17 protein-coding genes and 2 pseudogenes are annotated in these 20,273 nt (G+C 71.3%); 10 read left to right on the forward strand and 9 right to left on the reverse strand.

Annotation, left to right across the window (positions count from 1 at the left end; translation table 11 throughout):
* The first annotated feature begins 79 nt into the window (after positions 1-79).
* Complete coding sequence (locus ACIP4X_RS24615; RefSeq protein ID WP_358731771.1) at positions 80-1,108, forward strand: DUF2510 domain-containing protein; 1,029 nt, start codon at positions 80-82, stop codon at positions 1,106-1,108.
* A 174-nt stretch (positions 1,109-1,282) separates the two neighbouring features.
* Here the strand turns inward: ACIP4X_RS24615 and ACIP4X_RS24620 are convergent, their stop codons facing one another.
* On the reverse strand, positions 1,283-1,900 hold the full coding sequence (locus tag ACIP4X_RS24620) for a TetR/AcrR family transcriptional regulator C-terminal ligand-binding domain-containing protein (protein ID WP_391458457.1): 618 nt from the start codon (positions 1,898-1,900) through the stop codon (positions 1,283-1,285).
* 361 nt (positions 1,901-2,261) lie between these two features.
* Between ACIP4X_RS24620 and ACIP4X_RS24625 the strand changes: the two genes are divergently transcribed.
* Positions 2,262-3,242 carry a hypothetical protein gene (locus ACIP4X_RS24625; protein ID WP_358731768.1) on the forward strand — a complete coding sequence of 327 codons (981 nt, stop codon included), beginning with the start codon at positions 2,262-2,264 and terminating at the stop codon, positions 3,240-3,242.
* A gap of 7 nt (positions 3,243-3,249) precedes the next feature.
* On the opposite strand, the gene ACIP4X_RS24630 is transcribed toward ACIP4X_RS24625, so the two are convergent.
* Positions 3,250-4,065: a phospholipid scramblase-related protein gene (locus tag ACIP4X_RS24630; protein WP_358731766.1), complete on the reverse strand. Its 816-nt coding sequence runs from the start codon at positions 4,063-4,065 to the stop codon at positions 3,250-3,252.
* 203 nt (positions 4,066-4,268) lie between these two features.
* On the opposite strand from ACIP4X_RS24630, the gene ACIP4X_RS24635 reads away from it, so the two are divergent.
* Complete coding sequence (locus tag ACIP4X_RS24635) at positions 4,269-5,279, forward strand: LAETG motif-containing sortase-dependent surface protein (protein ID WP_358731764.1); 1,011 nt, start codon at positions 4,269-4,271, stop codon at positions 5,277-5,279.
* A 118-nt stretch (positions 5,280-5,397) separates the two neighbouring features.
* On the opposite strand, the gene ACIP4X_RS24640 is transcribed toward ACIP4X_RS24635, so the two are convergent.
* Together ACIP4X_RS24640 and ACIP4X_RS24645 are read right to left on the reverse strand one after the other, a co-directional pair.
* Positions 5,398-6,933 (reverse strand): LCP family protein, encoded by a 1,536-nt coding sequence (locus tag ACIP4X_RS24640; RefSeq protein WP_358731762.1) that lies wholly within the window; start codon positions 6,931-6,933, stop codon positions 5,398-5,400.
* Between the two features lie 146 nt (positions 6,934-7,079).
* Complete coding sequence (locus tag ACIP4X_RS24645) at positions 7,080-7,313, reverse strand: hypothetical protein (RefSeq protein WP_358731760.1); 234 nt, start codon at positions 7,311-7,313, stop codon at positions 7,080-7,082.
* A gap of 117 nt (positions 7,314-7,430) precedes the next feature.
* Here ACIP4X_RS24645 and ACIP4X_RS24650 point away from each other — a divergent pair, with 117 nt between their 5' ends.
* Together ACIP4X_RS24650 and ftsW are read left to right on the forward strand one after the other, a co-directional pair.
* Positions 7,431-7,817 carry a hypothetical protein gene (locus ACIP4X_RS24650; RefSeq protein ID WP_358731759.1) on the forward strand — a complete coding sequence of 129 codons (387 nt, stop codon included), beginning with the start codon at positions 7,431-7,433 and terminating at the stop codon, positions 7,815-7,817.
* A gap of 137 nt (positions 7,818-7,954) precedes the next feature.
* A complete protein-coding gene (ftsW, locus tag ACIP4X_RS24655; protein WP_358731757.1) occupies positions 7,955-9,349 on the forward strand; it encodes a putative lipid II flippase FtsW in 1,395 nt (464 codons plus the stop codon).
* 11 nt (positions 9,350-9,360) lie between these two features.
* On the opposite strand, the gene rodA is transcribed toward ftsW, so the two are convergent.
* Positions 9,361-10,566, reverse strand: coding sequence for a rod shape-determining protein RodA (gene rodA / locus ACIP4X_RS24660; RefSeq protein WP_358731755.1), 1,206 nt, complete (start codon positions 10,564-10,566; stop codon positions 9,361-9,363).
* A 195-nt stretch (positions 10,567-10,761) separates the two neighbouring features.
* Here rodA and ACIP4X_RS24665 point away from each other — a divergent pair, with 195 nt between their 5' ends.
* Both ACIP4X_RS24665 and ACIP4X_RS24670 read left to right on the forward strand, forming a co-directional pair.
* Positions 10,762-12,591, forward strand: coding sequence for a phosphatidylglycerol lysyltransferase domain-containing protein (locus tag ACIP4X_RS24665; RefSeq protein ID WP_391458463.1), 1,830 nt, complete (start codon positions 10,762-10,764; stop codon positions 12,589-12,591).
* A 4-nt stretch (positions 12,592-12,595) separates the two neighbouring features.
* Positions 12,596-13,015 (forward strand): metalloregulator ArsR/SmtB family transcription factor, encoded by a 420-nt coding sequence (locus ACIP4X_RS24670; protein ID WP_358731753.1) that lies wholly within the window; start codon positions 12,596-12,598, stop codon positions 13,013-13,015.
* A gap of 28 nt (positions 13,016-13,043) precedes the next feature.
* Here the strand turns inward: ACIP4X_RS24670 and ACIP4X_RS24675 are convergent, their stop codons facing one another.
* The 4 genes and pseudogenes from ACIP4X_RS24675 to ACIP4X_RS24690 form a co-directional block, all read right to left on the reverse strand.
* On the reverse strand, positions 13,044-14,417 hold the full coding sequence (locus tag ACIP4X_RS24675; RefSeq protein WP_358731751.1) for a nitrate/sulfonate/bicarbonate ABC transporter ATP-binding protein: 1,374 nt from the start codon (positions 14,415-14,417) through the stop codon (positions 13,044-13,046).
* A gap of 68 nt (positions 14,418-14,485) precedes the next feature.
* Entirely contained in the window at positions 14,486-16,246 is a 1,761-nt protein-coding gene (locus tag ACIP4X_RS24680; RefSeq protein ID WP_358731750.1) for an ABC transporter permease subunit, read from the reverse strand.
* Positions 16,247-16,627: 381 nt separating this feature from the next.
* Positions 16,628-17,308: pseudogene (locus ACIP4X_RS24685) on the reverse strand (ABC transporter permease).
* A 101-nt stretch (positions 17,309-17,409) separates the two neighbouring features.
* On the reverse strand, positions 17,410-17,586 hold the full coding sequence (locus ACIP4X_RS24690; protein WP_391458471.1) for a hypothetical protein: 177 nt from the start codon (positions 17,584-17,586) through the stop codon (positions 17,410-17,412).
* Positions 17,587-17,802: 216 nt separating this feature from the next.
* On the opposite strand from ACIP4X_RS24690, the gene ACIP4X_RS24695 reads away from it, so the two are divergent.
* The 3 genes and pseudogenes from ACIP4X_RS24695 (at position 17,803) to ACIP4X_RS24705 (ending at position 20,141) form a co-directional block, all read left to right on the forward strand.
* Positions 17,803-18,648: a helix-turn-helix transcriptional regulator gene (locus tag ACIP4X_RS24695; RefSeq protein WP_358731746.1), complete on the forward strand. Its 846-nt coding sequence runs from the start codon at positions 17,803-17,805 to the stop codon at positions 18,646-18,648.
* A complete protein-coding gene (locus ACIP4X_RS24700; RefSeq protein WP_358731745.1) occupies positions 18,645-18,833 on the forward strand; it encodes a DUF397 domain-containing protein in 189 nt (62 codons plus the stop codon). The genes ACIP4X_RS24695 and ACIP4X_RS24700 overlap by 4 nt, the downstream gene beginning before the upstream one ends.
* 431 nt (positions 18,834-19,264) lie before the next feature.
* Positions 19,265-20,141 (forward strand): annotated as a pseudogene (locus ACIP4X_RS24705) (sigma-70 family RNA polymerase sigma factor).
* The last annotated feature ends 132 nt before the right edge of the window (positions 20,142-20,273 follow it).

The following is a 20,273-nucleotide window of genomic DNA, read 5'->3' on the forward strand; positions in this document are numbered from 1 at the left end:
CTGCGGTAGAGGGGCGCCGCGGGGAGCGGGAACGGGGTCCTCTCATCGGGCTTTCACCGACGCCTCATACGGTAGGCACATGACGCAGGTGACTCCTCCCGGGTGGTACCCCGACCCGGGGCAGACAAGTGACGGCCCCGCCACCGAGCGCTGGTGGGACGGCAGGGCATGGACGGACCAGACCCGTCCCGCCGGATCGGCGGCCGTGTGGGGTCCCCCGGCGCAGCAGGCGGCCCCCGGGCCGTACGCGGCCTCTCCGGGGTATCCGGGATACCCGGGCTATCCGGGGCACCCCGGATACCCCGGCCGGCCGGCCGCCCCCGCGCGGCGCGGGCTGCGGATCGGGATCGCCGTCGGGGTGGCGGCCGCGGTGCTGGCGAGCATCGGCGTCGGCGTGTTCGCGCTGGTCCACGACGACGGCGGCAAGGACGGCCGGGCCGGGTCCCGGCAGGGGCAGGACGGCCGGGGCGGCAGCGGCGAGGAACGTGGCCCGTTCGGCGGCCCGGGCGGATCCGGGGGCTCGGGCGGTTCCGGCGGGTCGGGCGGGTCCGAGGGCGGGCCGTCCGAGGCGCCGAAGATCAAGAGCGGCTCGGTGACCGACGCGGTCAGCGGCATCAGCCTGCCCATACCCGACGGCTGGTACGGCCAGGAGCTGGGGGTGGGCGCTCAGGTCACGTCGAACGACTCCTACAAGTGCCCCGGCGACACATCCAAGAGCTGCACCAAGGGCGGCGCCTACTCGGCTCCCGCGCTCGTGCTGGGCCTGCGCGGGACCACGCCCGAGAAGGTCGCCAAGGCCGACATCGCGGCGAACGCCGAGGACTCCTACGGGGGCGAGGCCTACGGCAGGATCACCTCCCACGAGGTGCTGGCCTCCAAGGCGGTGACCGTGGCCGGGCAGGAGGGTTACCTGGTCCGCTGGAAGGCCGTCACCAGCAAGGGTGCCGACGGGTACGTGGAGTCGCTGGCCTTCCCCTCGCCCGGCGCCTCACGGCAGCTCATCGTCGTCCGCTTCGGCGTCGACGTCGGGGAGCCGCAGTCCGTGATCGACGACATCACCCGGGGCATCGAGGCGGCCTCGGGCGGCGGCAGGGGCCAGAGCGTCTGAGCCGCCCTCCGGGCCGTACCCGGGCTCGCGGAGGCCCGGGGGCATACGGCGGCCGGGCGGGGTACCTCTCCGCTCCAGAGGTACCCCGCCCGGCCGGGGGTGCGCGCCGCCCCCGTCCCCACGGTGCGGCGCGGGCAGGTCACCGCCCGGTCATCCCGGGGACGGTGACCTGAGTCATGAACCGAGGCCCAGTGCCGGCAGCACCGCGGCCTCCAGGAACCGGACCACGTAGTCCGGGTCGGCGTACTCGCCCTCCAGGACGGGCCGGATGCGCAGGACGCCGAACAACTGTGCCGGCACGAACTCCAGCGCGGGATTGTCCGCGTGGACCTCGCCGCGCTCCACCCCGCGCCGCAGGATTTCCCGCAGCGCGGCGATCTCCGGCTCGACCAGCGTCTCGCGCAGTGCCCCCTTCAGCTCGGGGTCCAGCGTGATCGCGTGCCCGAGCGCCTGGAGGAGGCGGGTGTCCCGGCCCGACCACTCGCCCGCGGCCCGCGCCACCCGCCGCAGGTCCTCGGCGAGCGAGCCGGTGTCGATGCCGCCGAAGCGGCAGCGGCCGCTGGACCGCAGGGCGGCCGCCACGAACTGCGGCTTGGTCCGCCACTGCCGGTAGAGCGTCGACTTGCTGCACCGGGTGCTGGCGGCGATGCCCTCCATGGTGACGGCGTCGTAGCCGTGCTCGCGGATCTGTTCGAGTACGGCGTCGAAGAACTCCTGCTCACGCTCCGGCGTGAGCTTGGAGCGGCGCGGGGCGACAGCAGTCTCCGGCTCGTCCGCGGCCTGCGATGTCATCGCTGCGCTCCTCACTCGTGTCCCAAGAGTTCAGGCCTGGCTCGGGGCCTGCTCTCCAATGTGGCGAAAGTCCATCGATACGACAGTGTACCGGTACGCGGGCGTATCGGTACACTGTCGTATCGGTACGCCGACGTATCGATGTACTGTACATCCATATGGTGCCGAAACAGGCATCGGCACAGGTAACGACGCAGGTGCGGACAGCACCACCAGCACCCCCACGCACCACCGTCACGAGAGGTCCGGGCATGACATCCCGAAGCGAGGCCGCCGAAGCGGAGCCGGACGGACCGGCGCGGCACCCGCTCGCCGCCGCGTCCCGGCCGGCCGGAGGGCACGCCCCGGCGGGGGCGGACCGGTGAACGCCTTCCTGACGGCCGTGGTCCTGTCGCTGTTCTCTGCCGTCGCCTACGCGACCGCCGCGGTCGCCCAGGAACGGCTCGCCGCGCGCAACCGCGGAACGGGGATGCGCGGACTGCTGCGCGCCGGCGCCTGGTGGTGGGCCGTCGCCCTGAACGGATCGGCGGCCCTGCTGCACGTGGCGGCCCTGAAGTACGGCCCGCTCACCGTGGTCCAGCCGCTCGGCGCGCTCACCCTGGTGGCCGCCGTGCCGCTGGGGGCGCGGATGGCGGGGCGGCGGGTCGTGGCGGCCGAGTGGCGGGGCACCGCGTGCACGCTGCTCGGACTGGCCGCCCTGCTCCTCGCGGCCTCCGGACCGGCCCCGGTGCACGTACTGAGTCCCCTGGAGGCACTGTCGGTCGCGGGTGCCACGGCCGTACTGATCGGCGCGCTGTCCCGGCCGGGGGCGCGTCCGGGACTGCGGCACGCGACCGCGTCGGGGGTCGCCTCGGGCGTGGCCTCCGCGCTCACCCAGACGGTGACGGTGGCCGCCACGGACCACTCCGGGCCGCTGCTCAGCGCCCGCGTGATCCTGGTGGCGCTGCTCGTCGCGGCCTTCGCCACCGGTGGCCTGCTGCTGTCGCAGACCGCCTACCGGGACGGGCTCGGCGCTCCGCTCGCGGTGCTGACGCTGACCAACCCGGCGGCGGCCGCGCTGATCGGGCTCACCCTGCTCGGCCAGGGGCTGAGGGGCGGCGCGACGGGCGTGCTGCTCGCGTCGGCGGGCGCGGTCCTCGCGTCCTGGGGGGTCGTGACGCTCTCGCGGGCCACCCCGAGGCCCGCGGACGCGCGCCCCGGACCGGATCCGGAGCGCACCGTGCGGGGTGACGACCGGGACCACCCGGTGGCCGCCGTGCTCGCCCTGGAGACGGAACCGCCCGCCCAGGAACCGGCACTGCCGTCCCGGCCGTTGGGGCCGGGACACCTCACCCCGCTGTAACTCCCGGTCAGTTCCAGCCGCGCGAGTCCTGCTTGAGCGCCGTGTCGACGGTGAGCGCGGTGGCGACCACCAGGCTCAGCAGCGGCTCCGGCAGCTGGTAGTGGATCTGGAGCACGTAGTTGTCGGCGGTCGTGAACATCGTCTTGGCCAGGCCTTCCCAGGTCTTGGTGATCCGGGCGACCTCGTTGTCGGCGTGGTCGACGATGGCGAAGTTCCAGGCGCGCCAGTTCTCCGCCTTGATGGCGCCGACCTGCTGCCCGTTCGCGTTCATCGCGAAGTTGATCTTGCCGAAGACGTTCTGCTGGACGATCTCGCCGACCTCGGAGCCGTCCGGACGGGACACCACCACACGCGACTTGAAGACCTTCGCCGGCCGGGTGAGCACCAACTGGGGCGTGCCGTAGGCGTCGCGGATCTCCAGCCTGTGCGTCATGAACTGGTCGAGGCTGGAGACGAACCGCACCGCCTTCCTCAGCGCGCTCTGCCCGACCTCGGTGACCGCGCCGATCCGGTTGCCGTGCTGGTCGAAGACGTCGTACTCGTTGGTCAGCTCGATGAGCTTGACCTTCTGGTTCACCACGAGCACCGGCTCACTGAACAGGGAGCCGCCGCCCTGCGCGCCCGGGGCGACCCCGGCCTGGTGCTGGACCTGGCGCTGCACGCGCGGGTCCGGGGCGGCCTGCTGCTGCGGCATCCGCGGCGCGGCCTGCGGGTCGGCGTGGGTGTGCTCCGTCCACTGGGAACCGTCCCAGTAACGCAGCGTCTGGGCCGCTCCATGCGGGTCCGGGTACCAACCTGCCGGTGTGTTCGCGTACGTACTCACCGGCGCACACTACCGCCGGGCAGTCCGACCCCCCGCCCACGAGTGAGGCACGTCACACAATGATTGCGTGAATATCGGGCAACCCTTCACCGCTCTCGGCGATCTCCTTTGCGCATACATAGACCACTTCTGTTTTCGAGGTTCGCATGAGGATTCGCCGCTCCCTGGCTCTCGCAACAGCCACGGCAGCCATCGCACCGGCCGTGCTTCTTGCGGCCCCCGCCGCCTTCGCCTCGGTATCACCGCCTCCGTCGGCCGCCGCGACGACGGCCGGTGAGAACGAGACCGAGTCGAACGAGCCCGGCAATTCCACCGAGTCGACCGAGTCCACCGGATCCACCGAGTCGAACACCTCCGCCAACGAGGAGCCGCAGTCCGGCCAGGAGCCGAACACCGCCGGTGAGGAGGCGGAGCCGTCGGCCGACGACGCGCCCCCGGCCGACGAGGAGGACACGGCCAAGCCCACGGCCACCGCGCCCACCCCCTCCACTTCGCCGTCGCGCGGGCCGCAGCAGTGCAAGGACTCCGAGTCGACGAAGTTCGACAAGAACCTGCGCACCAACCTGACCGGCCTGCCCTCGAAGGTCGTCGCGGGCAGCGGGTTCCACAACTTCAAGATGAACGTCAAGAACACCGGCGACAACTCCTACAAGCGCGTCGACATGGGCCTGGCCGCGTTGCTCATCGACGACAAGAGGTTCACCGACCAGAGCCGCCACCTCACCCTGCAGTACAAGGACCCGGTGACCGGCACGTGGGAGAACATCTCCCAGGACGCGAAGGACCCGGCCTACGCCTACATCGCCTACACCGACATCAAGGCCCACGAGTCCTTCTCCGTCGACCTGCGGCTCAGCGTGGACGAGAAGGCCCCGGCCGGCGTCGGTGTCACCATCACGATCGGCATGTACGCCGACGACAAGGGCAACTGCGTCTACGCCACCGACAAGGACTACTACGAGTTCGACGTCCTCGCGGCCGGCACCAGCGCGGGCAACCCGCCCGACGCCAAGCCGCAGGGCGGCCGGAAGGAACTGCCGGCCAAGCCCGTCGGCGACCGGCAGATCGTCCCGCAGGGCCACCTCGCCGAGACCGGCTCCAGCTCGGCGCTGCCGATGATCGCGGTGGCGGGCGGTGCCGCGGTCGCCGTCGGCGCGGGCGCCGTGTTCGTGGTGCGCCGCCGCAAGGCCGGCAGCGGCTCCGCCACTGCCTGATCCGCGTCCCCGACGCACCGAGGCAACCGAGACACGAAGGGCCGTACCCGCAGCAGCGGGTGCGGCCCTTCGCCGTCGGCAGGCCGGGCGGACAGATGCCCGCGCCGGCCTGTCCGCCCTACCCGTAGGACAGGTTGGAGCACAGGTCGTCGTCGGCCGAGCGGGCCTCCGCCGCCACCGACGTGGGCACGGAGGTCGGTTCGGCCGAGGCGTCCGGGGCGGCCGCGAAGTCCTCGCCCAGGACCACGTTGATGCCCGGTCCGGTCAGCTCCTGAAGCTCGGCCCCGGGGAAGAGCTTGGCGACCGTCTCGGCCTGGGCCTGCTTGCCGGGCCCGTACTGGATCAGGGTGGTGGCGTGGTTCTGGCTGCCCGCGTTCCCGGTGGACGTGACGGTGAAGCCGTGGCCGGTGAGAGTGGCGGCGCCCCGGGTGGCGAGGCCGAGGGTGGTGGTGCCGTTGTAGACGCTGACGTCGACGCCCTTCCCCAGGGCGGTGTCGGGGGACGGCGCGGCTCCCGCCCCGCCCTTCTTGCCCTTCTCGCCTCCGGCGTCCTTGCCGTCGATGGTGCGGTCGGCCCTGAGCGCGGCCCACAGCTCCGAGGCGTCCGGCTCCACGATGGCCACCCGCGCGCCCTCATAGCGCCACGGGACGGTGACGAACTTGGTGTTGTGCAGGTCTACGTTCTTCAACGACATCGCGAACGACAGCAGTTTGTCGGCCGAACCCAGGCCGGGGTCAACGGTGAGCGACTTGGTCGCGGCGTCGGCGAGGGGCAGCAGCTTGGCCGGGGTGAGTCCGTCGGCCTTCACCTGCTTGATGAGACTGGCGACGAACGCCTGCTGGCGCTTGATCCGGCCTATGTCGGAGCCGTCGCCGATGCCGTGCCTGATGCGGACCCAGTCCAGCGCCTTCTGCCCGGCGACGGTCTGCTCGCCCTTGGAGAACAGCACGGAGCCGCGGGTGGCCCGGTTGGGGTTCAGGTCCTTCTGGTAGACGTCCTGCGGAACGCACACCGGCACCCCGCCCACCACGTCGGTCAGCGCCGCGAAACCCTTGAAGTCGACGACGACGGTGTGGTCCACACGCAGCCCGGTGAGGTGCTCGATGGTGTTCTGGCTGCACGCTGGGTTGCCCTCGGCGGTGCCGCCCACGGAGTACGCGGCGTTGAACATCGTGTTCGGCTGCGACTCGGTCCAGCGGCCGTCGGGGAGCTTGCAGGGCGGGATGGTGACCAGGGTGTCCCGGGGGATGGACACGGCGAGGGCGTGCCGGTGGTCGGCGTAGACGTGCAGCAGGAAGGCCGTGTCGGAGCGGCCTATGTCGTCCTTGCTGCCGCCGCCGAGGGCGTCGTTGCCGCCGACCCGTGCGTCGGATCCGATGACCAGGACGTTCTCGCCCTTGGACGAACCGGCGTCGGGCCGGTCGTCGGACACCCCGTCGGCACCGAAGGTGTTGATGTTGCCGTTGAGCTTCAGATACAGCCAGCCCACCCCCGCCGTGCCGAGCACCAGCAGGGACAGCGCCACGATCAGGGCGGTGCGCGCGCGGGTGCGTCCGCCGCGGCCGCGGGAGGCGCGGCGGGAACCGCCCCGGCGCTGGGGCGGGACTCCCCGGCTCCGGCGGCGCGCAGGAGCTGTCTTGTGGCTGGTCGTCATGCGCGCACCCTCATCCGTCGTACTCATACAGAGGGGACGACTGGCCCCACCCAATGGTTTTACAGTTGCGCAATGTAGCAACAATCAATGAGGAGCCCGCGCGACGGGGTACGCGACCGGCCCGCACTCCGGTCGAGCGGGAGCGGTCAGGGGCTGGCCGCGTCGAAGCCGTACCGCAGCGGCTCGCCCTTCGCGCGCGCGTCGCGGCGGTAGATGTACACCGCCTCCACACGCGCTCCGTCCCGCGGCGCCTCCGCATGGCAGGGGAACGCCACCTGGAGCACCCACGGCCGCCCGGCGACCTTGACCCGCATCCCGTCCGCCGGCCCGCCCACCAGGACCGCGGCATCCTGCCCCATCACGCCACCACCAGGTTCCATGGGAACAGTTTACGGGTTGCGCAATCGTTGACCCGAGCAGATGCCCCCGGGCCCTTCATTTCGCCATCCCCCTTGCCCGGCTGGCGAATTGGGGACCCGACCGGGGAGGATGGGCACGTGAACGATCCTGCCGACCTCGTCCTGGTCTTCGACCGGGACGAGGAACTCGCCGTCTTGCCCTCGCTTCCGGCCACGGAGTCCGGCCTCGAGGCCATCGACGTGGCGGACGGGGAGTTCGCGGCCTTCACCGCGGAGGGGCGCCGCGTCGAGCTGCGCGCCCCGGAGGGCCCGGAGGGCCCGGTCCTGGTCGCGCGCACCGAGGAGGACGGCCGGGAGGATCTGGAACGCCATCTGGCCCGCTTCTGGTCCCGCCGTCCCGGCCACGCTCCCCTGGGCCCCGAGGACACCGCCCGCCTCCTCCTGGACGGCGGGCCACGGGCCGCGCGTCGCGGACCGCGGCGGTTCCGGAACCCCTTCCGGCGCCGTCGCGCGCCGCGCTCCTGACGGGACGGCGGCCGATCACGATGCCGACTCGTCCCGCGCGGCCGGGGCCGCGCGCCCACATACGCGTACCGCGAAGCAGCGATGCGCCGGAGCGCCGTACCCAGGGGGAGCACTCCCGCACCTCTACGGTTGCGCACATGCGCAATTCACAGAGTGTCCGTGGCGAGAAGCGCGCGCCGGTCGCGCAGGATGCCAAGGCGGCGCCCGGACGCCGGCCGGCCCCGCCGCGGGCCCCGGAAAAGGGGTCCCCGCGCCGGGCCCCGAAGGCCGCGGCCCCACCGCGCGACGGGCGGGCGGGACGTGCGCCCGGACACAGCGCGCTCGACCGCGCCCGTGCGCGGCTGCGGCGGGCCTGGGACCGGCCGCTCACCGGCTACTACCTGGTGGCGGGCAGTGCGGCGCTGATCGCCGGGCTGGGTCTGGTGATGGTGTTCTCCTCCTCGCAGATCGAGGCGCTGCGCTCCGGCCTGCCGCCGACCTTCTATCTGCGCCGGCAGATCATGGCCGCGGTGACCGGCGCCGCGCTGGCGGTGCCTGCCGCCCGTATGTCGGTGAAGGCGCACCGGTTGCTGGCCCTTCCGCTGCTGGCCGGGTCCGTGCTGCTGCTGACGCTGGTGCAGGTGCCGGGGCTGGGCCGGACCGTCAACGGCAACACCAACTGGCTCGTCCTGGGAGGGCCGTTCGTGCTCCAGCCCAGCGAGTTCGCCAAGGTCGCGTTCGTGGTGTGGGGCGCGGACCTGCTGGCCCGCAAGCAGCGGCACAAGCTGCTGGACCAGTGGAAGCATCTGCTCGTGCCGCTGGTGCCCGGCGCGCTGCTGCTGCTCGGTCTGATGATGCTCGGCGGGGACATGGGAACCGCGGTCATCGTGTGCGCCGTGCTGTTCGGCCTGCTGTGGCTGGCCGGTGCGCCGATGCGGCTCTTCGGAACCGCCCTGGCGAGCGCGGCGCTGCTGTCCACCGTACTGATCATGAGCGCGCCGCACCGGGTGTCCCGGTTCGCCTGCCTCGGCGCCAGCGACCCGGGCCCCAACGACCAGTGCTGGCAGGTGGTGCACGGCCTCTACGCGCTGTCGACGGGCGGCCTGTTCGGCAACGGCATCGGCGCCAGCGTGGAGAAATGGGGCCAACTGCCCGAGCCCCACACCGACTTCATCTTCGCCGTCACCGGCGAGGAGCTGGGACTCGTCGGCACCCTGTCCGTACTGGTCCTGTTCACCGCGCTGTTCGCGGGCGGCCTGCGCATCGCCGCCCGACACAACGACCCGTTCGTCCGCCTGGCGGCCGGCGGCATCATCACCTGGCTCGGGGCGCAGACCTTCATCAACCTCGGCGGTGTCCTGGGCCTGGTTCCGGTCGCGGGCGTACCCCTGCCGCTGTTCTCCTACGGCGGCAGCTCGCTGATCGCCACCATGTACGCGGTGGGGATCCTGCTCGCCGCCACCCGCAGCGAACCGGCGGTCCGCGCGGCGCTGGACGGCCGCGGACGCCGGATGCGCACGGCCCTGCTGCGCCGGCCCGGGCGCCGCCGCTGAGGCGCCGGGGGTCAGGCGGACAACGGACGCTGCAGACGGATGCCCTGGAGGATGCCGACGGCGACCCAGCCGGCGAACATCGACGAGCCGCCGTAGCTGACGAACGGCAGCGGCAGTCCGGTGACCGGCATGATGCCGAGGTTCATGCCGATGTTCTCGAACGCCTGGAAGGCCAGCCAGGCCACGATGCCGGTCGCGACCACCGTTCCGTACAGGTCGGGGCAGGCGCGGGCGATGCGCAGCGCGCGCCACAGCACCACACCGAGCAGGGCGATCAGCGCCCCGGCGCCCAGGAAGCCCAGTTCCTCCCCCGCCACGCTGAAGACGAAGTCGGTCTGCTGCTCGGGCACGAACTGCCCCGTGGTCTGCGCTCCGTGGAACAGCCCCTGGCCCAGCAGTCCGCCGGCCCCGATGGCGATCCTGGCCTGGCTGGTGTTGTAGCCGACCCCGGACGGGTCGAGGGCGGGATCGGCGAACGCGGCGAACCGGTTGAGCTGGTACTGGTCCAGCAGATGCAGCTGCCACACCGCCAGGGCGCCGAGGGCTCCGACAGCCAGCAGTCCGGTGACCCAGCGCGCCGAGGCACCGGAGGCGAGCAGCACTCCGAGCACGATCACCCCGATGCCCATGAACTGCCCGAGGTCCGGCGTGAGAAGGACCAGCAGGGCGGGCACACCGGCCACCGCCAGGGACTCCAGGACGCTGCGGCTGTCCGGGCTCGGCCGGTCGCCCGTGTCCACCTTGGTGGCCAGCAGCACGGCCATGGCCAGCACGATGGCGACCTTGACGAACTCCGCGGGCTGGATGGACATCCCGCCGATCATGATCCAGCGGCGCGACCCGTTGATGGTGGCGCCCAACGGGGTGAGTACCGCGAGGACCAGCAGGAGCGTGACGCCGTAGAGGACGGGGACGAGGTCCCGCAGTCTGCGCGGGCCGAGCCACATGGTGCCTACGGCCAGGGCGATCCCGATGGCGAGGTTGAGCAGATGGCGTGTCAGGAAGGCGTACGGGTCGCCTTCCGTCAGCTGGGTACGGCCGCGGGTGGCGGAGTACACCAGCAGCGCGCCGAGCACCGACAGCGCCAGCGCGGCACCCAGCAGCGGCCAGTCCAGCCTCCGCAGGACCGTACCGAAGGCCGTGCGCGGCCGCGGCCCCGGACGCAGGGCCGTCGCCCGCGCGGCGCCTGGCTCCCCGATCCTGTTCCCGACCTCCATCGCGGCTCTCCTTCGCTCTGGTTCACTCTGGTTCGCCCTGGTTCGTCCCGGCAGGCCGTCCCGGGTCCCGCACGGCGCGGGGGCGTCATCATCGCCTACTTGCGCAATCCGTTGATTGAAGCACGCCGGGGAATGACGTGATCACCAGCCCCGCCCGTGGTCACACCCGCTCAGCAGGCTCTACGCTGGCCCCTCGTGAAGGACTCCGTGACCACCGACGAAGGCGCCTCGCGGAACCGTCTTCGCGCCGCCGCCTACCACCGCGTGCCCGCCGTGGCCGGATACCTGTGCCTGCTCGTGGGCGTGCTCGACGTCGCGGGGGCGATCTCCCCCCGCATGCGGCACGGGCGGGTGCAGACTCTGGCCGGGGCCCTGCCCGGGGCCGTGTCGTCCCTGGCGACCGCCGCCTCGCTGATCGTGGGCGTGCTGATGGTGATGCTCGCGCACGCCCTGCGCCGCCGCAAACGGCGGGCCTGGCGGGGGGTGATGATCCTGCTGCCCACGGGAGCGGCGCTGCAACTGCTGCGCTGGCACCAGCACGTGCCCGGCGCCGTCACGGTGCTGCTGTTCGTCCTGCTGCTCGTCGCCCGCAGGGAGTTCTACGCGCTGTCCGACCCGCGCACCCGGTGGCGGGCGGTGTGGAACTTCCTCCTGCTGAGCGCCTTCAGCTTCGGCGCCGGCCTGCTGATCGTCGGCGCGCACCCCAGGAAGGTCGTCGCGTCGCCGCTGTCCGACCGGATCCAGCACGTCGCCTACGGTCTGATCGGCATCGAGGGACCGGTGCACTACTCCAGCGACCGCACCGCCGACCTCGTGTACTTCTCCCTCGCCGGGCTCGGCCTGCTCACCGCGGCCACCACCCTCTACCTCGCGCTGCGCCCCTTCACTCCCGTACCGGTATTGGGCGACGACGAGGAGCGACGGCTGCGCGCACTGCTGGACCGGCACGGCGAACGGGACTCGCTCGGCTACTTCGCGCTGCGCCGCGACAAGAACGTGCTCTTCTCCCCCACCGGCAAGGCGGCGATCGCCTACCGGGTGGTGTCCGGTGTGATGCTCGCCGGCGGCGACCCGATCGGCGACGTGGAGGCCTGGCCGGGCGCCATCAAGGAGTTCATGGACACCGCCGCCCGGCACGCCTGGGTCCCCGCGGTGATGGGGTGCAGCGAGACCGGCGGCGAGGTGTGGACCCGCGAAGCCGGCCTGAACGCGCTGGAGATCGGCGACGAGGCCGTCGTCGACACCGGCGCCTTCACCCTGTCCGGGCGGCCCATGCGCAATGTCCGGCAGATGGTCAACCGCATCGAACGGGGCGGCTACACCTGCCGGATCCGCCGTGTGCGGGACCTGTCCGAGCAGGAGGTGGAGCAGATCCGCGCGGCGGCCGCCGCCTGGCGCGGCACCGAGGTGGAGCGCGGCTTCTCCATGGCCCTCGGACGCTTCGGCGAGGCCGGCGACGGTGACTGCGTGGTCGTCACCGCCCACAAGGAACCGGACGCCGGAGCCCCCGCGCCCGGCGGGGACATCCGCGCGGTCCTGCACTTCGTGCCCTGGGGCCGGGACGGAATCTCCCTGGAGCTGATGCGCCGCGACCGCACCGCCGACCCCGGGCTGAACGAACTCCTCATCGTCAAGGCCCTCCAGCAGGCCCCCGACCTGGGCGTCAGCCGGGTCTCGCTGAACTTCGCGATGTTCCGCGCCGCGCTCGCCCGCGGTGAACGCCTGGGCGCGGGACCGGCCCTGCGCGCCTGGCGCGGCCTGCTGCTGTTCCTGTCCCGCTGGTTCCAGATCGAGTCGCTGTACAAGTTCAACGCCAAGTTCCAGCCCCGGTGGGAGCCGAGGTTCCTGATCTACCCCACGGCCCGGGACCTGCTCCGCATCAGCCTGGCCGCGCTCCAGGCCGAGGCGTTCCTCAACCTGTCCTGGCCCGTCCCGTGGCGGCGCGGACTGCGGCGGCCTGAGCCCGCGCCCGCCGCCGCGACGCCCGCCGCGCTGGAACCGCCCGGGGAACCGCCGGTACCCTAGTTGCATGGATACGCAAGCACAGGGGTGGGACGCCGAGGCGGCGGACCGGGCGGTGGCGGTGCTCAAGGCGGTGGCGGACCCGTCCCGCTACCGGCTGCTGTGGGCACTCAGCCACGGCGAGCAGCCGGTGAGCGAGCTGGCACGGATGCTGGGCGCCCATGTGGCCGCTACCTCCCAGCACTTGGCCAAGCTCCGGTCGGCCGGTCTGGTGACCACACGCCGGGAGGGCACGCGCATCTACTACCAGGCGGCGGAAGTGCGCCCCCTGCTGGAGGCCGCCCACCTCGCGGTCTCCGCGGGCGGCGGCCCGAAAGCCGGCGGCCCCGGCGGCTCCGGCGGCGAGGAGAGCGCGCCCGCACCCCGGCGGGCCACCGCCACCGGCCCGGCCCTCTCGCGCCGTCCGGCCCTGGGCGGCACGCCGTGAGGCGGCGGACCCGCGGTGACCGGGCCGGCTACTGGTCGACCGTGGCCCCGGCCCCGTCGCCGGTGTCGTCGAGGCGGTACTCCTCGGGTCCGGCGTCGTAGGCGTACAACTCGCCGTAGCGGCCCCAGTCGGTGGCCGTCTCCAACTGCTGGTCGACCTGCTCGCTGGTGTAGTGATGGGCCAGCAGATCGCGGAAGAATCCGGCCCGCGCGGTGCCGTCGGCCTTGCCGCGCACACTGCTGGTGATCACCTTGACCAGCGGCAGCTGGATCGCGGCCCGGGCGAAGATGGTCTTCGACTCCTGGACGTCGGCCCCGGCGAACGCGGTGCCGGTCTCGGTGAGCAGCAGGTCGTCGCCGCTGACCCCGGCGAAACCGAGCAGGTCGAGGGCGTCGACCTGGGGCATGAGGTCGTCGACCTCCAGGCCGAGGTCGTCGGCGAGGTCGGCGAGGCCGCAGCGCCCGCCGCGGTGCAGCACCAGCTCCGCCAGACCCGACAGCCCGTCCACGCTCGCCTGCGGCAGCGGGGTGTTGGCCACCGTCCGCCTGTCCAGATCGGCCGGCTCCTGCCGGCCGGGGGTGCGGCCCTCCTTCTGCCGGCCGGTCATGGTGCGGTAGACGCGGTCGATCATGTCCTCGAAGGCGGCGGAGTTGCGGTCGCGCGGCCGGTCGAGGCCGACCTCGAAGACCTCCCGGATGGTGCCGTACGGGCGGGAGCCGAGCACCACGATCCGGTCCGCCATCAGGACGGCCTCCTCGATGTTGTGGGTGACCAGCACGATGGCCCGGGTCGGGAACTGGCCGGACTCCCACAGCTCCATCAGCTCGCCGCGCAGGTTCTCCGCGGTGAGCACGTCCAGAGCGGAGAAGGGCTCGTCCATCATCAGCACGTCCGGCTCGACCACCAGCGCGCGGGCGAAGCCGACACGCTGGCGCATGCCGCCCGACAGCTCCTTGGGGTAGGCGGACTCGAATCCGTCCAGGCCGATCAGGTCGATGGCCAGGCGGGCGGCCTCGGTGCGCTCCACGGGGTGCACGCCCTTGGCCTCCAGGCCGAGTTCGACGTTCTGCTGCACGGTCAGCCAGGGCAGCAGCGCGAAGGTCTGGAACACCATCGCCGTACCGGGGTTGGCGCCGGTCAGCACGGCGCCCTTGTAGCTGACGGTGCCGGAACTGGCCGGGACGAGTCCGGCCATGCAGCGCAGCAGCGTCGACTTGCCCGAGCCGGACTTGCCCAGCAGCGCGACGACCTCACCGGCGCGGACCTGGAGGTCGATGCCGGAGAGCACGGGCAGTTCGCCGTCGGCGCCGGCGTACGACTTGGTCAGGCCGACGGTGTCCAGCAGCAGCTCGCCGTCGGCCGGCCGGTCGTTCTTCGTGACCTGGAGGGTGTTCAGCGTCATGGCATGTCCAAGCTGTGGGGTGCGGAGTGCGGCGTACGGACGGAGCCCGGGGTGCGGGCGGAACGGGATCACAGGGAGTACCTGGTCTCGGCCAGCCGGTACAGGCGGCGCCAGAGGAAGCGGTTGAGGCAGACGACGTAGGCGCTCATCACGACGACGCCGGCGATCAGCTGGGGATGGTTGCCCTCCTCCGTGGCGCGGGCGATGTAGGCGCCCAGGCCCGTGGCGGTGAGCGTGACCCCGCCGAAGGTGACGACCTCGGCGACGATGGAGGCGTTCCAGGCGCCGCCGGAGGCGGTGATGCCGCCGGTGACGTAGGCGGGGAAGATGCCGGGGATGATCAGCCGCCGCCAGCGCTGCCAGCCGCTCACCCCGAGGTCGTCCATGGCCTCGCGCAGGTCGGTGGGTATGGCCATGGCTCCGGCGATGGCGTTGAACAGGATGTACCACTGGGCGCCCAGGGCCATCAGGAAGATGCCGCCGATGTCGATGCTCAGACCGGTCCGCAGGAAGAACCACACGGCGAGCGGGAAAAGGAAGTTCGCCGGGAAGGACGCCAGCACCTGCACCACCGGCTGGGCGATCCTCGTCAGCCGGGGCGAGAAGCCGATCTTCACGCCGATCGGCACCCACACCACTGTGGCCACGGCGACCAGGACGACGACGCGGGCGAGGGTGGCGAGACCGAGCAGCAGCGGCTCACCGAACACGCCGAGGCCGGTGTGGTCGTACAGGTAGAGGCAGAGGTCGACCAGGCCCCAGACGATCAGGCCGCCCGCCACCAGGCCGAAGGCGACGTCCCCCGCGCGCCGCCTGCCCTGCTGCACCACGAGCGGCCGGTCGTCGGTGCCGAAGACGCGCCCGGCCCGGCTGAGCGCCCGGCCGGCCGGGCGCAGCAGGCGGCCGGCGAGCCGGGGCCAGTCGGAGCGGCGCAGGAAGTCCAGGACGACCGACCGCTGCACCTCGCTGGCCTCGGACTGTTCGATCTTGAACTTCTCCGCCCAGGCGGTCAGCGGCCGCCAGAAGAGGAAGTTCACCCCGATCACCATGACCGCCATGGTGAGGATGGCGCAGCCGACCTTGGCCAGGTCGCCGTCGGCGATCGCGGCCCCGGCGTAGGAGCCGACGCCGGGCAGGGCGTAGTCGGTGTGACCGAGGGTGACCGCCTCGGAGGCGACGAGGAAGAACCAGCCGCCGCCGAAGCTCATCATGCCGTTCCAGACCAGGCCGATCATCCCGGCGGGCAGTTCCACCTTCCAGAACCGCATCCACCGGGTGAAGCCGAACGATCTCGACAGCTCGTCCAGTTCGCGGGGCAGCGAGGTGAGGGAGTGGTAGAAGCCGAACGTCATGTTCCACGCCTGGGAGGTGAAGATCGCGAAGATCGAGGCGCACTCCAGGCCGAGCATCGAGCCCGGGAACAGGGCGACGAACCCGGTCACCGCCACCGTCAGGAACGCCAGCACCGGTACGGACTGGAGGATGTCCAGCGCCGGGATCAGGACCCGTTCCAGACGGCGGCTCTTGGCGGCGGCGTAAGCGTAGACGAAGGTGAAGGCCGTGGACAGGGTCAGGGCGACGAACATGCGCAGCAGCGAGCGGGCGGCGTCGTAGGGGAGCTGGCCGACGCCGGTGTCGACCTTCGCCGACTGGCTGGTGGAGAACGAGAGCGTGACCCCTTTCCCCACCCGCAGGGTGACGTACAGCAGCACCACCACCGCGGCGGCGACGACCAGGTCCACCCAGGTCATCCGGGTGAGGCCGCCGGCGAACCGGGCAGGGAGCGAGGTCCGCGACCGCGAGGCGGGCGCACTCGTCCGGAACGACATCACAGGCACCTCCAACCGCGCTCCACCCGGACTTCGGCACATGGGTGCCCTGGCGCGAGCGCGCTGCGACGCGGCGGCGCTCGGACCAGGGCCGGCATGACAGGGTACGGCGAGAAAGCGGCGAAAAGAGAAGGAAGAAAAGAAGAGGGAAGAAAGAGAAGAAAAAGAAGAAAGCGGACGACCGGGCGGCGGTCAGAGACTGCCGGAGAGGCCGCTCGGACTGGGCGGGTCGATGTCCACGAGTGCCTCCGTTCAGCCATGCGGTTCCGTCGGGAGCACGGGCCTCGCGCACGGCGCGACAGGCGGGTGCCGACAGGCAGTGTGCCGGTTATTGCGTCGATACGCAAATAGAGCGATCCGGGTGCCCGGAGCTCCCGGGTGTCAGGCGTCGCGCCGGCGCACAGCCCACCAGCCGCCCGGCAGCGCCGCCGCCGCCCACAGCGCCGTCACGGCGAGGCCCGCCCAGGGGCCGGGACCTCCCGCCGGGTGCTGGTACAGGGCCTGCTGCCCGGCCCGGTCCGGTCGGCAGTCAGCCGGCGGCGCCCCCGGCGATGCCCCCGACCACGAAGGACACGATCAGGATGAACGGGATCAGCAGGCTCAGCACCGCGACTGCGCTGCGCAGCAGGAAGGTGAGTCCCGCGGCGAACAGGGCCATCAGGGCGAGGTACCCCCCAGGAACGCCTGGCCCACGAAGAAGGTGGTGAAGCCGGTCACGAGCCCCACGGCGAGGGCGAGCGCCCCCACGACCGCCGCCTTGGCCGTGCAGAACAGGCCCCGACGCGGCACGGCCGACAGGGAGACCCGCAGCGCCCCGTTCGCGCACTCGGACGAGACGGCGGTGACCCCGAACGCGATGGCGGCGATCTGCGCGAAGTTGATCGCGTAGAAGGCTCCGAAGAGGGGGTCCTCGCCGCCCTCCGCCTCCGCCCGGCCCATTGCGGCGTGGACGAGGAGGGTGATGGCCAGGGTGGCGGCGAAGACCGCGACGAGCGAGCCGCAACTCGCCCGCACCGACCTGATCTTGATCCACTCGGAGTTGAGAACGGCGGTGACGGACATGGTCACATCTCCTGCGCGAAAGTGGGGGGCGCGGCGAACTCCGCCTCGTCCGCGGTGAGGGCGAGATAGAACTGCTCCAACGAGCCGAGTTCAGCCGCGAGTTAGAGGACCGGAATGCCTTCGTCGGGCGGCGACGGCGCCGACCTGCTCGCGCCGGCGCCTTCCACGACCAGCCGGGCGGGAGCGCCGACGCGCACCCGGACGCGCGGGTGGCTGTGCTGGTCGATGAAGTCCTCCATGGAGGTGTCGGCAACGAGCCGGCCCCGGGGTAGAGCCAAAATACTGATTGAACATACTTACGGTAGCGGGCTGTTGACGCACGGAAAATGTGGCCATGGGCCCAATCTGGCGGCCTGAAGCACCCTTGACCAGGCAGGCACTGCGTACGCTGCGGCAGCGTACGCAGTCACGGACTGGACGACGCACGTGACTTTCCGTAACCATTGTCGTGCTCGATGTGTGCGGCGGCGGGGCAAGTGCGTGGGAGGTTGCCGATGGTGGCGGACAGCACGGCGGGGGCGGGCTCGGGCAACGAGCCCGAGTGCTCGGACAGTCTGCGGACGTTCGGCGCGGTCGTCCAGGCGTTGCGCGAGCACGCCGGCCTGAGCCGGGCGGAGCTGGGCGAGCGGGTCAGCTTCTCCAAGCACACAGTGGCTTCCGTGGAGTTGGGGCGCAGGATGCCGGACCCAGCCTTCGTGGAGCGGGCCGAAGAGGCCCTGGGCAACACGGGTGCGCTGCGGAAGGCGGCGGGGTATTTGGCTCGGCAGCCGGGGCTGGCGGCGTGGTTCCGGCAGTGGGCGCGGCTGGAGAGATCCGCCATCACCTACTGGACGTACGAGTGCCGCGTCATCCCTGGGTTTCTACAGACGGATGCCTACGCGCGAGCGGTCACTGTCAGCGTCCCGCCGGTCAAGGAGACAGAACAGGTTGATGACCAGGTGGCCGCACGTCTGGAGCGACAGCGGCTCCTGGACCGCAGGCCGCCCATCGCGTTCAGCTTCATTATCGAGCAGGCGCTCATCGAACGCGCGACAGGTGGCGACGACGTTACACACGAGCTGATCGACCACTTGATCGTCCAGTCGAGCCGTTTCAATGTCGAGTTGCAGGTCATGCCTCTACGACAGCCCGACCACGCGGGATTCGATGGACCGCTGATGTTGCTGGAGACACCAGACCACCGATGGGTCGGCTACGCCGAAGGGCAGCGTGGAGGGCTTCTGATCACGAACCCCGACGAGGTCAGCATCATGCTCCAGCGGTATGCAAAACTGCGCTCACAGGCTCTCAACCCCGAAGATTCGCGGAGCCTACTGAAGCGAATGCGAGGAGCGCCATGAGCGGCAAGCCCGACCTGACTTGGTTCAAGAGCAGCCACAGCGGCTCCGACGGCGATGCGTGCGTCGAGGTCGCCCTCACTCCCGCCACGGTCCACGTCCGGGATTCCAAGGACGAGCAGAGCCCGCAACTCGCCCTCTCCCCTGTCGTATGGAATGACTTCGTGTCGTACGCCACCCAGTCCTGACGCCCTACGGCAGCGCGCCCCGCACCGGCCGACTCCGGAGCGGGGCACTTGCGTTTCCGAACAAGGCATGCGCCGGGGGCACTTCGAAGTCCTGCCAGTCGCTCTTCGCCCCGGACCCACGGACGAGGTCCGACAGCCTTCCCCGCCGCCAAGAGCCAGTGAAGTTTTCTCGGCGACACTGGCGTAGACGCACGCCGAGCAGCTGTTGATCTGGCTGGCGCGCAGGTGGACCAGCGCGAGCAGCTTCGGGTCGACGCCCCCGGCGGAGATCGCCTTCTGGAGGTGCTGGATCGCGGTCCACACATCGAGGTTGTTCGTGTTCTTGTTCTTGAGCCGGTTCCCCATGTCGGAGTGTTCTCCTTCATCGGGTTACGTTGCGGCGCCTGTGCGCGTCATCCCTATGACGGAGCAGCTTCCAGGGAGGTAACACCATGGTCGGCACCCATCCCGCGGACCCGATCGCCGACGCCTTCGAGCCCCACCGTGACCGGCTCCGCGCCGTCGCCTACCGCGTGCTCGGATCACATGCCGACGGCCGAAGACGTGGTCCAAGAGGCGTGGCTGCGTCTGTCCCGCCAGGACACCGACACCAACGACAACCTCGGCGGCCGGCTGACCACCGTCGTCGGCCACATCAGCCTCGATGTCCTGCGGTCGGGCCGCACGCGCCCAGAAGTCTCCTTCGACGACCATCTACCCGAATTCACCGTGACGCTCGACGACGCCCCTGCTCCGGAGGACCTCGCGGCACTCGGGGACTCCGTCGGCCTCGCGCTCCTCACGGTCCTCGACTCGCTGCGCCCTGACGAACGACTGGCGTTCGTACTGCACGACGTGTTCGCCGTGCCCCACGGGGAGATCGGCACCATCCTCGGCAAATCCGCCGACGCGACCAGAATGCTCGCCAGCCGCGCCCGCAGGAAGGTACAGGCCGCCCAGCAGCCGACAAGCGCCGGACGAGAACAACGCGAGGCGGTCCAGGCTTTCCTGGCCGCGGCCCGCGACGGTCAGTTCGAGCAGCTGCTGCAGGCTCTCCACCCCGAAGTGAAGTTCACCGTCCACACTCCGAACGGCACGTTCGTCACGCTCGGAGCCACCGAGGTCGCCACCCGCGCGCGTGTGGCCGGCAGCGCGGCACAAGGACATGCGGCAAGCATCAACGGCCGCCCCGGCGTCATCTCCTGGAGCAAAGACGGCACCCCGCTCTCCCTCCTCATCCTCACCGTCGCCGACGGCCACATCACCGAGATCACGGCTGTGGTCGACCCGGCCAAACTCGCGCTCGTGGACCTGCCGGACCCGGTGTGACTCGCTACCGGCGAAGGCCGCGCATACTCGAAGTGGTCCACGCCGGATCCCGCAGAGACGTTGAACTCAGCCTCTGAGAAAACCTCAGTCACTGAGCGATTTCCAACCTCAGTGCCCGTGCCAGGCCTTCTA

The organism is Streptomyces sp. NPDC088817, from assembly GCF_044750345.1.
Taxonomy (GTDB): Bacteria; Actinomycetota; Actinomycetes; order Streptomycetales; family Streptomycetaceae; genus Streptomyces.

Coding starts and splice junctions, on each gene's coding strand:
- ACIP4X_RS24700 (WP_358731745.1), top strand. CDS start 18,645: ATGAGCGGCAAGCCCGACCTGACTTGGTTCAAGAGCAGCCACAGCGGC.
- ACIP4X_RS24620 (WP_391458457.1), bottom strand. CDS start 1,900: ATGACATCGCAGGCCGCGGACGAGCCGGAGACTGCTGTCGCCCCGCGC.
- ACIP4X_RS24645 (WP_358731760.1), bottom strand. CDS start 7,313: ATGGAACCTGGTGGTGGCGTGATGGGGCAGGATGCCGCGGTCCTGGTG.
- ACIP4X_RS24680 (WP_358731750.1), bottom strand. CDS start 16,246: ATGTCGTTCCGGACGAGTGCGCCCGCCTCGCGGTCGCGGACCTCGCTC.
- ftsW (WP_358731757.1), top strand. CDS start 7,955: ATGCGCAATTCACAGAGTGTCCGTGGCGAGAAGCGCGCGCCGGTCGCG.
- ACIP4X_RS24695 (WP_358731746.1), top strand. CDS start 17,803: ATGGTGGCGGACAGCACGGCGGGGGCGGGCTCGGGCAACGAGCCCGAG.
- ACIP4X_RS24670 (WP_358731753.1), top strand. CDS start 12,596: ATGGATACGCAAGCACAGGGGTGGGACGCCGAGGCGGCGGACCGGGCG.
- ACIP4X_RS24615 (WP_358731771.1), top strand. CDS start 80: ATGACGCAGGTGACTCCTCCCGGGTGGTACCCCGACCCGGGGCAGACA.
- rodA (WP_358731755.1), bottom strand. CDS start 10,566: ATGGAGGTCGGGAACAGGATCGGGGAGCCAGGCGCCGCGCGGGCGACG.
- ACIP4X_RS24640 (WP_358731762.1), bottom strand. CDS start 6,933: ATGACGACCAGCCACAAGACAGCTCCTGCGCGCCGCCGGAGCCGGGGA.
- ACIP4X_RS24675 (WP_358731751.1), bottom strand. CDS start 14,417: ATGACGCTGAACACCCTCCAGGTCACGAAGAACGACCGGCCGGCCGAC.